The sequence below is a fragment of the Mesorhizobium sp. RCC_202 genome (genome assembly GCF_041355295.1).
Taxonomy (GTDB): domain Bacteria; phylum Pseudomonadota; class Alphaproteobacteria; order Rhizobiales; family Rhizobiaceae; genus Mesorhizobium.
In genome coordinates this window covers 593,680-608,969 of record NZ_JBFUPO010000001.1, presented here as the reverse complement: position 1 = coordinate 608,969, position 15,290 = coordinate 593,680, and the positions used below count along the sequence as shown (strand labels likewise).

Below are 15,290 nucleotides of genomic sequence, written 5' to 3'. Positions count from 1 at the left end.
TCCGACACAAGAGCCTACTGCTTGGCAGTGTGTGAAGAGCACGCCGGGACCTGATCGTCCGGGCGCGCAGGAGAGAGTTTGGCGCCAGCGTGTCTCGTCTGGGCCGGAAAGTTGGGTTTGATGAACACGATATCCGCATTGAACGCTGCCGGCTCGAAGCCGCTGCAGTTCCCGATCCCGGCCAATGTCTATGCCGAGACCGTGGTGTCGGTGAAGCATTACACCGACCGGCTGTTCTCGTTCCGCATCACCCGCCCGCAGTCGCTGCGCTTCCGCTCCGGCGAGTTCGTCATGATCGGCCTGCCCAATGCCGAAAAGCCGGTTTTTCGCGCCTATTCGGTTGCGAGTCCCGCCTGGGACGAAGAACTCGAATTCTTCTCGATCAAGGTGCCGGACGGTCCGCTCACCTCCGAGCTGCAGAAGATCCAGGTCGGCGACACGGTCATCATGCGTCAGAAGTCGACCGGCACGCTGGTGCTCGACGCGCTGACGCCGGCCAAGCGTGTGGTCATGATCTCGACCGGCACCGGCATCGCGCCCTTTGCCAGCCTGCTGCGCGATCCCGATACCTATGAGAAGTTCGACCAGGTCATCCTCACCCACACCTGTCGTGACAATGCCGAGCTCATCTATGGCCAGGAGCTGGTGGCGGCGCTCGAGAGCGATCCGCTGATCGGCGAGCTGACCGGCGGCCGCGTCACGCTCTACAATTCGACGACCCGCGAGGAATCGGCGCGCATGGGCCGCATCACCGCGCTGATCGGCTCCGGCAAGTTCTACGCCGACCTCGGCATCGACAAGCTCAATCCGGAGACCGACCGCATCATGATCTGCGGCTCGATGCATATGCTGAAGGACGTCAAGGAGCTCGCCGAGAGCCTCGGCTTCCAGGAGGGTTCGCTCAGCCATCCGGCCAGCTTCGTCGTCGAGCGCGCCTTCGTCGGCTGAGGCGGGTCGCGGCCCGTCAACTCTCTTGTAGGCGTCTGAGATTAGCGACGACATTCGCGCTTCGTCATTCTAGGGCGGAGCAAGGAGCGGAGCGACGCGCGCAGACCCTAGAATCCATGCCGTTAGGCTAAGGCGTTGCGACGGTTACAGAATTCCGCACCGTTGCACTCTGCAGCAGAGGTCACGGCATGGATACTCGGGTCAAGCCCGAGTATGACGAAGGGATGGGCGTTTCGGCCAATTCCCAACGCGGGGAGCGCCCACTCAGCATGATGGTTTGACCATACGGTCAAAAATCTGCTGCTTCGGCGGCCTTTTTCCGCTAAGACCCTTTGAAAGACTCGTGAAGCGTCGCTTGGCGGGCTATCTTTATGCGCGTCGCCTCGCGACACGCATGAAGACATAAAGCGCACGTCGCTGAATGAAAGGGCAGGAGATGAGCACGATCCGCGAGGCCGGCGCAGGTGCCGGTGCGTCCAAGGTGATGCCGCTGCCGGCGCGCGCCGCCGCCAACACGCCTGTGCTGAGCGAGCATGGCATTGCCCGCAACCCCGGCATGAAGCTCGATCTCGGTTTCCTGGAATCGGTGCGCAGCGTCAACCGCTCGGCGCTGGAGCGCCGCGTCGCGACGCTGACCAAGCGGCGCTCGATCAAGGCCGACAACCAGGCCGCTTGGCTGCTGCGGGCCATCGCCTGCATGGACCTCACCACGCTCAACTCCAACGATACCGACGAGCGCGTGCGCCGGCTCTGCGCCAAGGCGATCAACCCCCTGCGTCGCGATATTATCGAGGGTCTGGGTATATCGGGCGAGACCATCCGCCCGGCGGCCGTCTGCGTCTACCATCCCTTCGTCGCCACGGCGGTCGATGCGGTGCGCGGCACCGGCATTCATGTCGCCGCCGTCTCAACCGCCTTTCCGCATGGACTTGCGCCGCTCTCGACCCGCCTGCAGGAGATCGAAGCCTCGGTAAAGGACGGCGCCGACGAGATCGACGTCGTCATTCCGCGCGGTCTTGTCTACGGCGCCAAATGGCGCGAGCTGTTCAACGAGATCGTCGCCATGCGCGCCGCCTGCGGCGATGCGCATCTCAAGGTCATCCTCGGCACCGGCGACCTCGCCACGCTGCGCAACGTCATGCTGGCCTCCATGGTGGCGATGATGGCCGGCGCCGATTTCATCAAAACCTCGACCGGCAAGGAAAGCGTCAACGCCACGCTTCCCGTCGGCCTCGCAATGGTGCGCGCCATCCGCGCCTATTTCGAGGAGACCGGCTACCTCATCGGCTTCAAGCCGGCCGGCGGCATTTCGACGGCAAAAGTCTCGCTCGACTGGCTGGTGCTGATGAAGGAAGAGCTTGGCCGGCCCTGGCTGGAACCAAACCTGTTCCGCTTCGGCGCCTCCAGTCTGCTCACCGACATCGAGCGCCAGCTCGAGCATCATTTAACCGGTCACTATTCGGCCAACCACCGCCACGCGATGGCGTAGGCGAGTGAGACCTTGAACGTGGAGTTCCTTCGCGCCCCCGCTGTCTTATCCACTCAAGCGCGTCATGCTCTGCGGCCGTCATCCTCGGGCTTGTCTCCAGGATCTACCAGCCTCTCATTTATGATCGAACCACATTCTCGTTGGTCAGCAGATCCTCGGGACGAGCCCCACGGCCGCAGTGCTAGAATCTTCCTGCAAGCGAGTACCCCATGAACATCCTCGAACGCTATCATGCCATGGAATACGGACCGGCGCCGGAAGCCCGCGGCGAGGCGGATGCCTGGCTCGCCGCGCGCGATTTCGGCAAGGCGCTGTTCATCGATGGCGCCTGGAAGGCAGCGGCAAGCGGCAAGACTTTCGAGACCAGCGAACCGTCTTCCGGCAAGCTGCTGGCTAAAGTGTCCGACGCGGGCGCCGCCGACATCGATTCGGCGGTCGCCGCCGCCGCCAAGGCGCTGCCGAAGTGGAGCGCCAGTTCCGGCTATGCGCGCGCAAAAGTGCTCTACGCCATCGGCCGTGCCATGCAGCGTCATCAGCGCCTGTTCGCGGTGCTGGAATCGATCGACAACGGCAAGCCGATCCGCGAAAGCCGCGACATCGACGTCCCTTTGGCGATCCGCCATTTCATCCACCATGCCGGCTGGGCGCAGACGCTTGATAAGGATTTTCCCGATCACAAGCCGGTCGGTGTCATCGGCCAGGTCATCCCGTGGAATTTTCCGCTGCTGATGCTGGCCTGGAAGATCGCACCGGCTCTGGCCGCCGGTTGCACGGTAGTGCTGAAGCCGGCCGAATTCACCCCGCTCACCGCCATCTTGTTTGCTGAAATCTGCGAGCGCGCCGGCGTACCCAAGGGTGTCGTCAACATCGTCCAGGGTGGGCCTGAAGCGGGTGCCGCAATCGTCAACCATCCGGGCGTCCAGAAGATTGCTTTTACCGGCTCGTCGGAAGTCGGCAAGATCATCCGCAAGGCCACCGCCGGATCGGGCAAGAAACTGTCGCTGGAGCTCGGCGGCAAGTCGGCCTTCATCGTCTTCGAGGATGCCGATCTCGACAGCGCTGTCGAGGGTCTGGTCGACGGCATCTGGTTCAACCAGGGCCAGGTCTGCTGCGCCGGATCGCGCCTGCTGGTCCAGGAAGGCATCGCCGAGGCCCTGATCGCCAAGGTCAAGGTCAGGATGAGCCGGCTGCGCGTCGGCAGCCCGCTCGACAAGAACACCGATATCGGCCCGCTGGTCGACCGTACCCAGCTCGATCGCGTCAAGGGCCTGATCGCGGAAGGTGCCAAACAGGGCGCCGTCTGCTGGCAACCGGACGCCACTTTGCCGTCCTCCGGCTATTACCATCTGCCGACGCTCGCCACATCCGTTTCGCCGGCTAATATCCTGGCGCAGGAAGAGGTATTCGGGCCGGTGCTCGCCACCATGACCTTCCGCAACACCGAGGAAGCGATCGAGCTCGCCAACAACACGCGCTATGGCCTTGCCGCTTCCGTGTGGAGCGAGAATGTCAACCTCTCGCTGCATGTCGCGCCGCAGCTGAAGGCCGGCGTGGTGTGGATCAACGGCACCAACATGTTCGATGCCGCCTGCGGCTTCGGCGGCTACCGCGAAAGCGGTTATGGCCGCGAGGGCGGCCGCGAAGGCATGTTCGAATATCTGGCGGTGAAGCTTCCCGTGGGTCCGGTCGTCAAGCCTGCCGCGGCTGGTTCAGCCCAACCGGTCGAGCAGGCCGACGGCGCGGCCATCGACCGCACGGCAAAGCTGTTCATCGGCGGCAAACAGGTTCGCCCGGATGGCAACTATTCGCTTGGCGTCGTCACCGCCAAGGGCAAGCTTGCCGGCGAAGTCGGCCTCGGCAACCGCAAGGACATCCGCGATGCGGTTTCCGCCGCGCGCGCCTGCAAGGCCTGGCCGGAGGCGACGGCCTATAATCGCGGCCAGGTGCTCTATTACCTGGCCGAGAACCTTTCCGGTCGGGCAAGTGAGTTCGCCGCCCGGCTGACCGAACTGACCGGCGCCAACGCCAAGGCGGCGCGGGAAGAAGTAGAGCTGTCGATCGAGCGCCTCTTCCTCTATGCCGGCCTTGCCGACAAGTTCGAGGGTCGCGTGCACCAACCGCCGGCCCGCGCCGTCACGCTTGCGCTGCACGAGCCGGTCGGCGTCGTCGGCATCGTCGCGCCGGACAACCAGCCGCTGCTCAACGTCATCTCGCTGGTCGCACCCGCTCTGGCCATGGGCAATACGGTCGTGGCCATTCCGTCGGAGCGTCATCCCCTGCTCGCCACCGACCTCTACCAGGTGATCGAATATTCCGACGTTCCGGCGGGCGCCATCAACATCGTCACCGGCCGAACAGCGGAACTTGCCGGGGTGCTGGCCAAGCATGACGACGTCGACGGGCTCTGGGTGTTCGCCGACGCGGAGACCTGCGCCAAGGCGGAGGCCGACTCCATCGGCAACCTGAAGCGCGTTTGGACCGGCAATGGTCGCAGCCTAGACTGGGCCTCGGACGGTGCTGCCGGCGAGGGGATCCTGCGTCGCGCCATCGAGGTCAAGAACGTCTGGGTGCCCTACGGCGACTGATCGCCTCCCAAAAAAAGCGCGGGCTGCATGCATTAAAGCTGCTGGCGCGAAGGTGATCGCGTTCGGGCTTGACGCTCGCGCGCTTGCTCTTTAACGAGAAAAAACATCTTTATCTGTGAAATCGGCAGGCCTGGCCGTCTGGCACACGACGCTGCTGCCGGCCACCGATAGAGCGGATGGATAAGAGCAATTCCAGGAAAGTGTGAGCGGTTTTCCGTCCGGAATTGCATCAAAAGAAAGAGGTAGAGCGGTTTTCCGTTTCCACGAAACGGTGAACCGCTCCAGGCGAGGAGACAAGCGTGGCGGATCTGGCAGGCAAGGTGGCCGTCATCACGGCAGCGGCGCAAGGCATCGGACGGGCGAGCGCGCTGGCCTTCGCCAAGGCAGGCGCTATCGTTCATGCCACCGACATCAACGAGCAGCTCCTGGCCGAGCTCGGCAAGACATCGGGCATCAAGACCCGCAAGCTCGACGTGTTGAAGGATGCTGCCGTCGCCACGGCTTTCACCGAAATCGGTCGCGTCGATGTGCTGTTCAATTGCGCCGGCTTCGTCCATTCCGGCTCCATCCTGGAGATGAAGGACGAGGACCTCGATTTCGCTTTGAACCTCAATGTCCGCGCCATGATCCGCACCATCCGCGCAGTGCTGCCCGGCATGCTCGAGCGGGGCGACGGCTCGATCATCAACATGGCCTCGCTGGCAAGCTCGCAGAAGGGCGTGCCGAACCGCTTCGCTTACGGCCTGAGCAAGGCGGCGGTGATCGGCCTGACCAAGGCGGTCGCCGCCGACTATGTCGCCAAGGGCATTCGCTGCAACGCCATTTGTCCGGGCACCGTCGAAAGTCCGTCGCTGCAGGATCGCATGCATGCGCAAGGCGACTATGAAGCGGCCCGCGCGGCCTTTATCGCCCGCCAGCCCATGGGCCGGCTCGGCACGCCGGAAGAGATCGCCGATCTCGCCGTCTATCTGGCCGGCGCCACCTATACGTCCGGGCAGGCCTACAACATTGATGGCGGTTGGTCGATCTGACGGAGAACCGAACAGGATAGACGGCTGAACGGGAAGACAAGACCCGGTCCCCGCGTTGGTGGATCGAAGCGTTAGCCGGCTCGAACAGATGGCGCGCTTGCCGCCGGTGGGGCCGGCGACTACGGTCCGCTGGTTTTGACGGGAATTTTTGAAAACGGCCGCTGGCCGCAAGGTGGAGAGAAAAGATGAAATTGTTGCGCTATGGCGAAGCAGGCAGCGAAAAACCCGGCCTGCTCGATGCGGATGGGACGATCCGTGATCTCTCGGCTTATGTTGCCGATATCGCCGGCACGACGCTTCATCCGGCCTCGCTGGAGATGATCGCCAAACTCGATCCGAAATCGCTGCCGGCGGTTTCGGGCAGGCCGCGCATGGGCGCCTGCGTCGCCGGCACTGGAAAATTCATCTGCATCGGCCTCAACTATTCCGACCACGCCGCCGAGACCGGCGCCACCGTGCCGCCGGAGCCGATCATCTTCATGAAGGCAAGCTCGGCGATCGTCGGGCCGGATGACGACGTGCTGATCCCGCGCGGCTCTGAAAAGACCGACTGGGAGGTCGAGCTCGCCGTGGTCATCGGCAAGACGGCGAAATATGTCAGCGAGGACGACGCGCTGGATTATGTTGCCGGCTATTGCGTCGCGCACGACGTTTCCGAGCGCGCTTTCCAGGCCGAACGCCAGGGTCAGTGGACCAAGGGCAAGTCCTGCGACACCTTCGGCCCGACCGGCCCGTGGCTGGTGACCAAGGACGAAGTGGCCGATCCGCAGAACCTCAAAATGTGGCTGACCGTCAACGGCAAGACCATGCAGAACGGTTCGACCAAGACCATGGTCTACGGCGTCAAATATCTGGTCTCCTATCTCAGCCAGTTCATGTCGCTGCATCCGGGCGACATTATTTCGACAGGCACGCCGCCCGGCGTTGGCCTTGGCATGAAGCCGCCGGTGTTTTTGAAGGCCGGCGATGTCGTCGAACTGGGCATCGAAGGCCTCGGCCAGCAGAAGCAGACGTTCAAGGCCGACGTGTAGGCGCCACAGGTTTCCCCTTCTCCCCTTGTGGGAGAAGGTGTCGCCGAAGGCGACGGATGAGGGGTGTTCCAGGGAACGCCAACGTCTCACTCCGCTGGAACACCCCTCATCCGTCTTGCCGCTTCGCGGCAATCCACCTTCCCCCACAAGGGGGGAAGGGAAGCGTTGGCGCTTACTTCAACACCTTCCCGTCCGCTCCAAACCGATAGGTCTTTCCTGGTTCCGGCGTCGCATAAAGCGTCGCGCCGGGCTCGGCATCGTATACCCCGAAAATCCGCACCGTGATCAGCCCGGCCTTCTCGCAGTCGAGATAGAGGTTGGTGTCGGCGCCGAGATGCTCGGCATGCACAACCGTGCCTTTCCAGGCGCCGGATTCCGGATCGACCGTCAGGTGCTCCGGCCGCACGCCGATGGTCTTGGCCGTCTCGCCAAGCCTGGCGCCGTCCACAAAATTCATCTTCGGAGAGCCGATGAAGCCGGCGACGAACTCGTTTGCCGGCGAATTGTAGAGTTCCATCGGTCCGCCGATCTGCTCGATCCGACCGGCATTGAGCACGACGATCTTGTCGGCCAGCGTCATCGCCTCGACCTGGTCGTGGGTGACATAGATCATGGTTGCCTTGAGCCGGCGGTGCAGCTGCGCGATCTCCAGCCTTGTGTTGACACGCAAAGCGGCGTCGAGGTTCGACAGCGGCTCGTCGAACAGGAACAGCTTCGGCTCGCGCACCACGGCGCGGCCGATGGCGACGCGCTGGCGCTGGCCACCCGACAGTTCGGCCGGACGTCTCTCCAAATATGGCTCCAGCGACAGCATGGCGGACGCGATGCCGATGCGGCGCTCGATCTCGGCGGCCGGCGTGCTTGCCTGCTTCAGACCCAGCGCCATGTTGTTCTTGACCGTCAGATGCGGGTAGAGCGCATAGGTCTGGAACACCATGGCGATACCGCGCTTGGCGGGTGGCGTGATCGAGACGTCCGCGCCGTCGATCAGCACGCGGCCGGAGGTCGAATCCTCCAGGCCGGCGATGACCCTGAGCAGCGTCGACTTTCCGCAACCGGAGGGGCCGACGAAGACGACGAATTCGCCGTCGGTCACGTCCAGGTCGATGCCCTTCAGCACCTCGACCGGCCCGAAGGCCTTCTTCACATTCTCGATCTTCAGCGAGCCCACGGCGTCGTTCCTGTTCTAGAGTTTCACGGCGTTGCCGCTGCGCACGCTCTCGTCTGCGGCAAGGCAGACGGCGAGCGATTTCACGGCATCGTCCATGTGGCGGGTGAGGTCGATATCCTCGCGGATGGCCTTGAGCAGGAAAGCCTGCTCGGCATCGCAGAGTTCCTGATGGCCGGGTTCGCCTTCCATCGACAGCAGCTCGTCTGTCCCAGCGAATTTGCCGTCCGGTCCGGTGGCCGCACTGTGCAGGCGGATGGTCGAGGTCTTGGTGTGGGTGTCGATGTCGTCGGACTTCACGCCCTCTTTCATCACGATCGACACGCAGCCCTTGGGCGAGATCACGTCCTTCACGAAGAAGGCAGTCTCCGAAATCATCGGCCCCCAGCCGGCCTCGTACCAGCCGACCGAGCCGTCCTCGAACAGCACCTGCAGATGGCCGTAATTGTACATGGTGGGCGCGATCTCGTCGGTCAGCCGCACCCCCATGCCCCGCACTTCGACCGGCTTGGCATCGGTGATCTGCAGCATCACGTCGAGGTAATGCACGCCGCAGTCGACGATCGGCGATGTCGTCTGCATCAGCTGCTTGTGCGTCCCCCAGGTGTGGCCGGAGGACTGCTGGTTGAGGTTCATGCGGAAGACATAGGGCCCGCCTAGCTTGCGTGCTTCGGCGATCAACCGCATCCAGGACGGGTGGTGGCGCAAAATATAGCCGATCACCAGCTTCTTGCCGTTGGCCTTGGCGGCGTCGACGACACGTTGCGCGTCCGCCACCGTGGTTGCCAGCGGCTTCTCGACGAAGACATGGCAGCCGGCCTCGAACGCCCGCACCGCATAGTCGGCATGGCTGTCGGAATAGGTGGCGATCGCGGCGACATCCGGCTTCTCGTCGCGCAATGCGTCTTCGAACGAGCGCCGGATCTCATGGTCGGCAAGACCGCCCGGCAGTGGCACGTCGGAGCGGTTGATCAGCGCCGCGATCTCGAAGCCGGCATTGTTGTGATAGGCGAGCGCATGGCTGCGGCCCATATTACCGAGGCCGGCGACGACAACGCGAAGCGGTTGAGCCATTTCAATCTGCCTTTTCTTGACTGCGGGCTGCGAGAGCGACCAAAACGTGCGGCTCGCATTCATCGGCGACCTGCAAAGCAGTCAGCTCGCTGTCGCACCGCGCCAGGAGACAGAAGCCGTAAGTGTCGACGCCATCCCTAACGAGCGACTGCCTTTTGTCGTCGGGCAGCGCGTACTCAAGGTCCAGCGCCTGGGTGAATGCCTTCGACTGTGCATCGCCCATCTGGGAATTGACGCGCCAACGTATGTGGCAATTGTATTCCTTCGGTCGGCGCTCCGGCCCAAGCCGCTTAAACCAGACAGCGGCGTTGATGTAGAATTGCGGACCCCAGGAAGACTTCTGAAGATTCAAAACGCAGATCGTCTCCGGCCATTCCCGGTAGAAATTCGTGGTGCGAACGCCCCGGAATCCATGGCGGTTTGCCGTCTCGACAATGGCCTCGACGAAAATATCGCGACCGTCGCTCACTTGACGGCTCCCGACGTGATGCCGCGGATCAGCTGCCGTGAGAAGATGACATAGAGGATCAGCACCGGCAGGATCGCCAGTGAAAGTGCCGCCAGGATCGCGTTCCAGTTGGTGACGAACTGACCGAGGAAGAGCTGCGCGCCGAGCGTCACCGTCTTGGTCTGTTCCGACGGCGCCAGGATCAGCGGGAACCACAGATCGTTCCAGATCGGGATCATGGTGAAGACGGCGACCGTCGCCATCGAGGGCCGCACCAGCGGCAGCACCAGCCGGAAGAAGATCGTGTATTCCGACAGCCCGTCGATGCGGCCGGCATTCTTCAGATCGTCGGACACCTGCTTCATGAATTCCGACAGGATGAAGATCGCCAGCGGCAGGCCTTGCGCGGTGTAGACCAGGATCAGCGACGTCAGCGTGTTGACCAGCCCGCTCGCCACCATCAGCTGCAGGATGGCGACAGTAGCGAGGCGGATCGGGATCATGATGCCGAGCGCCAGATAAAGCCCCACCAGCGTGTTGCCGCGAAAGCGATATTCCGAAAGCGCAAACGCCGCCATGGCGCCGAACAGCAGCACGAAGAACAGCGATCCGACGGTGACGACGAAGCTGTTCTGGAAATAATGGATGAAGTCGCCCTGGCCGATCACCGTTGTGTAGCCGATCAGGTCGAAGGTTTTTGGCGTCGGCGGCGTCAGCGGTGCGCCGAAGATGCCGGCGCGGGATTTGAAAGAGTTCATGATCACCAGGATCACTGGAAACAGCGCGATCGCCGTGTAGGTCAACAGGATCGCGTGGGCGCCGATGGTGCGGGGAAGGGAGCGGGTCGCAGTGCTCATGGCGCGCCTCAGAACTGGTAGCGACGCAGGCGCGTCTGCACGAGGAACAGGTAGACGCAGACGCCGCCGAGGATGATCAGGAACATCATCGTGGCGATCGCCGCGCCCATATTGGGATCGCCGACCTGCAGCTGGAAGCCGAAGAAGGCGCGGTAGAGGAAGGTGCCGAGGATGTCGGTCGAATAATTCGGCCCGGCGAGCGCGCCTTGCGCCGTGTAGATCAGATCGAAGGCGTTGAAATTGCCGACGAAGGTCAGGATCGAGATGATGCCGATCGACGGCAGGATCAGCGGCAGCTTGATCTTCCAGAATTGCGCCATGCCGGTGATGCCGTCGCATTCGGCGGCCTCTATGACTTCTTCGGGGATCGACAGCAATGCGGCATAGATCAGCATCATCGGGATGCCGACGAACTGCCATACCGAGACCAGACTGAGCGCGGTCAGCGCATACTGTTCCTTGCCGAGCCATGGCGTGAACAGGCTCTTCAAGCCGACGAAGTCCATGAGATGCGGCGCCACGCCCCACAGCGGCGACAGGATCAGCTTCCAGGCGAAGCCTACAATGACGAAGGACAGGATCGTCGGCACGAAGATCGCCGTACGGTAGAACACTGCGAACCGCAGCCTCGGGCTCGAGAGCAATGCCGCCAGAAGCACGCCGATCGGGTTCTGCACCAGCATGTGGATGATGAAGAACCAGACATTGTTCCTCAGCGCGTTCCAGAAACCCACCGACCAGTTGGGGTCGCCGAACAGCGTGCGGAAATTGCCAAGCCCGACGAAGACCTGCGATTCACTCACATTGCGGAACAGCGAAAGCTGCAGCGTGCCGGCGAGCGGCAGGATCATGATGGCCGTGTAGACCAGCACAGCCGGCGCCAGGAAGACGCCGATATGCCAGCGAAACGGTCTTTTCGGTCGTATTTCTGCGGCCATGAGTTCGGTCCCCGCCGTCTCTCGGTTCCAGGTCAAATGATGCTAGCTGACGCCTCGATGCACGGCTTGATTGTCCCCGCCAGGTGAGGACAAGGCCTGCGATTGTCCGGCTTCGTCTTCCCCGCCAAATAAGGGTAGGACCGAGAGGCTGCGCCGACAATCGTTATCTCAAAACGGGCAGTGTACCGGCCGGGCAAGCGCCCGGCCGGCCTGTTGTCGAGGTCTTACTTCGCCGGCTTGTACCAGCCGTCGAGACCGGTCTGCAGCTTCTTGGCGGCAGCTTCGGGGGTGTCGGTGCCGTTGATCACGTTGGCCGATTCAACCCAGGTCTCGTTTTCCAGGTTCGGCGTGCCGCGCGACAGGATCTGGTAGGTCGAGCGGATCGTCGACTTGCACTTGCCGCGCCAGGAGACGAATTCCTGCGCCAGCGGATCCGCCATCTTCACCGGCGCGGAGTTCAGGCTGAAGAAGCCCGGCAGCGCGTTGGCATAGATGGTGGCGAAGTCAGGCGAGGCGACCCAGGACAGGAAGGTCTTGGCCGCGTCGGCATTCTTCGACGCCGCATTCAGGCCCATGCCGATATCGGTATGGTCGGAGATGTAGCAGGTGTCGCCGGCCTTCTCGACCGGCGGCGGGAAGGCGCCCATCTTGAACTGCGCCTGGGTGTTGAACAGGCCGATTTCCCACGAGCCGGCCGGGTAGATGGCGGCGCGGCCGAGCGTGAACAGGTTCTGGCTGTCCGGATAGGTCTGCGCCTCGAAGCCGTCGCCGAGGTAAGGCTTCCACTTGGCCAGTTCTTCATAGGGAGCGACCCAGTCCTTGTCGGTCAGCTTCTGGTCGCCCTTGATCAGAGCGGCGCGGCCCTCCTCGCCCTTCCAGTAGTTCGGGCCGATGTTCTGGTAGCCCATGGTCGCGGCTTCCCAGAGGTCCTTGGTGCCCATCGCCATCGGGATGTAGGTGCCGTCGGCCTTGATCTTGTCGAGCGCGGCGAAGAACTCGTCGCGGGTCGTCGGCACCTTGATGCCGAGCTTGTCGAAGGCGTCCTTGTTGTAGATGAAGCCATGGATGACCGAGGCCATCGGCACGCAGAAGCTCGACTTGCCGTCGTCGGTCTGCCAGGCGGACTTGGCCACCGGCGAGAAATTCTCCATGCCGGGCAGCGAGGTCAGGTCGGCAAGGTTGCCCTTCTTGAACAGTTCGAGCGACTTGTCGAACGGGCGGCAGGTGATCAGGTCGCCCGCCGAGCCGGCGGCGAGCTTGGCGCCGAGGGCCGCGTCATACTCGGTCGGGGCCGAAGGCGCGAACACCACCTTGATGCCGGGGTTCTTGGCTTCGAAGGCCGGGATCAGCTTGTCCTTCCAGATCGCAAGATCGTCGCCGCGCCAGCTCTCGATGTTCAGCGTAACGTCATCGGCCAGCGCGATTCCCGTGGTGCCGAGGATGCTTGTGCCGAGCAGCAGTGCCGTCAGTAGTTTGGTCGTCATGTTCAGTCTCCCTGTTGACCTTTTTCAGGTTCGGTTTTGATGAGAACAGGAGCTATTGCCCCTTGCTCCCCTCGCAAGCCCGTTTCACCCCGATGAAATCGGGATGAAACAGGCCCTACTTCCTTGTTCGGGCATGATCTTTTCCGAAAAGCGGGTTCCACTTTTCGGGATCATGCCCCAGCGCGGAAAGTGCCGGCCGAAGCTTCTGGCCGGTTCCTTCCAGTATCTTCTCGGCCGTATCGGCGTTGGCGGCGCCGGCGGCGAGCAGAATGGCGGTTTTGACAACGCCGCCACTCTCTTCGAGCAGGCGGGCGGCGTCTTCGCGGCTCTTGCCGCTGATGGCGGCGACCATGCGCACGGCGCGGTCGCGCAGCTTGATGTTGTCGGCGGCGAGATTGACCATGTAGCCGTCATGGACATGGCCAAGATGGATGGCGGCAAGCGTCGAGAGCATGTTGAGCGCGATCTTCTGCGCCGTGCCGGCGCCCATGCGCGTCGAGCCGGCGATCAATTCCGGCGGGGTTTCGAGCAGGATCGCGACATCGGCCAGCTTGAACAGCGGCGCGCCGCGGTTGTTGGCGACCGCGATGGTCGCAGCACCTCGGCTCCGTGCGTCGTTCAATGCCTGGACAGCGTAAGGGGTCGAGCCGCTGGCGGAAATGGCAATCAGGCAGTCGCCCTTGCCTATATTAGCCGCGACAACAGCAGCGGAAGCTTCTTCGGTATCGTCCTCCGGCCCGCCGGCCAAAGTGCGGAAAGCCTCGTCGCCGCCGGCGATCAGGATGGCGATGCGGTCACGCGCGATGCCGAATGTGCCGGGCAACTCCAGCGCATCGGCCACCGCCATCAAGCCGGAACTGCCGGCGGCCGCATAAGCCAGCCTGCCGCCGGCCCTCAGTTGCCTGGCGATAAGTTCGGCGGCCGCGGCAATCGCCGGGATGGCGCCGTGCACGGCCTTGGCGGCCTCGATCTGCGCGTTTGCGAGGAATGAAAGGATGGCATCCGGGGTCTGGACATCCAGCCCCTCGGCGTTCTGGTGAAGCGCTTCTGTGCGCGTCTCGGCCATCCATTGCCCTCCAATTGCGGGAACAATACCAAAAAAATACCACTTGTCCACATCCATTAACACTTTTCGAGTGTCGCAGGTGCCTTGCCGGCAAAATGTCATGGATTTTCAATAAAATACGCCTCAATCTTTTTGAAACGGAAATTAACGCTTGGCTATTGGTATTTTATTGGTATTATCCGCCGCGAGGAGAAATCGCGTGAATTTCGTGCTTGGCATCGATGGCGGCGGCACCAGCTGCAGGGCGGCCCTTGCGACCGTCGACGGCGCCGTCGTCGGCCGCGCCAGGAGCGGCGCCGCCAACATCCGCACCGATCTCACCGGCGCCCGCGCCAACATCGTCGAGGCGGCAAGGCAGGCCTTCGTCGCCGCCGGCGAGGATTCCGAGCTTATCCCACGCACGCCCGCCATTCTCGGCCTCGCCGGCGCCAATGTCGGCACCTACCGCCAGCAGCTCGAGGCGATCCTGCCGTTCAGCAAAAGCCGCGTCGAAACCGATGCCGAGATCGCGCTCGAAGGCGCGGTCGGCTCGGGCGATGGCGCCATGGCCATTCTGGGCACCGGCACCGCCTATATGGCGCGCAAAGAGGGGAAGTCGCGCGCCATTGGCGGCTGGGGCTTCCAGGTCGGCGACCAGGGCAGCGGCGCCCGCATCGGCCGCGACCTTTTAGAACAGACACTGCTTGCTTACGATGGCATTCGTGCCGGCTCGCCGCTGACGGATGCCATGCTTGCCGTCTTCCGCAACAATCCGGAGGACGTGGTCGAGTTCACCACCAACGCCAAGCCCGGCGACTTCGGCGGCTTCGCGCCAAAAGTCTTTGATCATGCGCAAAAGGGCGACCTCGTCGCCAACTGGATCCTCGACAAGGCGGTCGCCGACGTCGAGGCCTCGCTCGACGCCCTCGATCTGGCCGACGATGCCCCGCTCTGCCTGCTCGGCGGCCTGGCGCCGCTCTACGCGCCACGCTTGTCGGCGCGCTATCAGGCGCTGCTGAAAGCCCCGCTCGACGATGCGCTCGGCGGCGCCGTGCAGATGGCCGTGCGCATCTTCGCGCCTGGTTCGGAGGCTGTCCGATGAGCGCCGGCGACCAGATCTTCGCCATGTTGCCGGAGGCGCCGCGATGAGCGCCGGCGACCAGGTCTTCGCCATGTTGCCGGAGGCGCCGCG

At 63.2% G+C, this 15,290-nt stretch carries 13 protein-coding genes; 6 read left to right on the top strand and 7 right to left on the bottom strand.

Features of this window, described 5'->3' with window-relative positions; all coding sequences use genetic code 11:
- Positions 1–120: 120 nt before the first annotated feature.
- The 5 genes from AB6802_RS02745 (at position 121) to AB6802_RS02725 (ending at position 7,084) form a co-directional block, all read left to right on the top strand.
- A complete protein-coding gene (locus tag AB6802_RS02745; protein ID WP_371008465.1) occupies positions 121–948 on the top strand; it encodes a ferredoxin--NADP reductase in 828 nt (275 codons plus the stop codon).
- A 436-nt stretch (positions 949–1,384) separates the two neighbouring features.
- Positions 1,385–2,437, top strand: a complete 1,053-nt coding sequence (deoC, locus tag AB6802_RS02740) for a deoxyribose-phosphate aldolase (RefSeq protein WP_371008464.1) — start codon at positions 1,385–1,387, stop codon at positions 2,435–2,437.
- Positions 2,438–2,646: 209 nt separating this feature from the next.
- Complete coding sequence (locus tag AB6802_RS02735) at positions 2,647–5,022, top strand: aldehyde dehydrogenase family protein (protein ID WP_371008463.1); 2,376 nt, start codon at positions 2,647–2,649, stop codon at positions 5,020–5,022.
- A 299-nt stretch (positions 5,023–5,321) separates the two neighbouring features.
- Positions 5,322–6,053 (top strand): SDR family oxidoreductase, encoded by a 732-nt coding sequence (locus AB6802_RS02730; RefSeq protein ID WP_371008462.1) that lies wholly within the window; start codon positions 5,322–5,324, stop codon positions 6,051–6,053.
- A gap of 185 nt (positions 6,054–6,238) precedes the next feature.
- The gene (locus AB6802_RS02725) at positions 6,239–7,084 is read left to right on the top strand and encodes a fumarylacetoacetate hydrolase family protein (RefSeq protein ID WP_371008461.1); all 846 of its coding nucleotides are present in this window, start codon (positions 6,239–6,241) and stop codon (positions 7,082–7,084) included.
- Positions 7,085–7,256: 172 nt separating this feature from the next.
- On the opposite strand, the gene AB6802_RS02720 is transcribed toward AB6802_RS02725, so the two are convergent.
- From AB6802_RS02720 to AB6802_RS02690, 7 genes are all read right to left on the bottom strand, one after another.
- A complete protein-coding gene (locus AB6802_RS02720; protein ID WP_371008460.1) occupies positions 7,257–8,255 on the bottom strand; it encodes an ABC transporter ATP-binding protein in 999 nt (332 codons plus the stop codon).
- A gap of 15 nt (positions 8,256–8,270) precedes the next feature.
- Positions 8,271–9,326, bottom strand: coding sequence for a Gfo/Idh/MocA family protein (locus tag AB6802_RS02715; RefSeq protein WP_371008459.1), 1,056 nt, complete (start codon positions 9,324–9,326; stop codon positions 8,271–8,273).
- Position 9,327: 1 nt separating this feature from the next.
- Positions 9,328–9,795 carry a DUF4304 domain-containing protein gene (locus AB6802_RS02710; protein ID WP_371008458.1) on the bottom strand — a complete coding sequence of 156 codons (468 nt, stop codon included), beginning with the start codon at positions 9,793–9,795 and terminating at the stop codon, positions 9,328–9,330.
- On the bottom strand, positions 9,792–10,631 hold the full coding sequence (locus AB6802_RS02705) for a carbohydrate ABC transporter permease (RefSeq protein ID WP_371008457.1): 840 nt from the start codon (positions 10,629–10,631) through the stop codon (positions 9,792–9,794). Before AB6802_RS02705 ends, AB6802_RS02710 begins: the two co-directional genes overlap by 4 nt.
- An 8-nt stretch (positions 10,632–10,639) precedes the next feature.
- Positions 10,640–11,569, bottom strand: coding sequence for a carbohydrate ABC transporter permease (locus AB6802_RS02700; protein ID WP_371008456.1), 930 nt, complete (start codon positions 11,567–11,569; stop codon positions 10,640–10,642).
- 224 nt (positions 11,570–11,793) lie between these two features.
- Positions 11,794–13,053 carry an ABC transporter substrate-binding protein gene (locus AB6802_RS02695; protein WP_371008455.1) on the bottom strand — a complete coding sequence of 420 codons (1,260 nt, stop codon included), beginning with the start codon at positions 13,051–13,053 and terminating at the stop codon, positions 11,794–11,796.
- 115 nt (positions 13,054–13,168) lie between these two features.
- Positions 13,169–14,119, bottom strand: coding sequence for an N-acetylmuramic acid 6-phosphate etherase (locus AB6802_RS02690; protein WP_371008454.1), 951 nt, complete (start codon positions 14,117–14,119; stop codon positions 13,169–13,171).
- A 199-nt stretch (positions 14,120–14,318) separates the two neighbouring features.
- Here AB6802_RS02690 and AB6802_RS02685 point away from each other — a divergent pair, with 199 nt between their 5' ends.
- Positions 14,319–15,200, top strand: a complete 882-nt coding sequence (locus AB6802_RS02685) for a BadF/BadG/BcrA/BcrD ATPase family protein (RefSeq protein ID WP_371008453.1) — start codon at positions 14,319–14,321, stop codon at positions 15,198–15,200.
- The last annotated feature ends 90 nt before the right edge of the window (positions 15,201–15,290 follow it).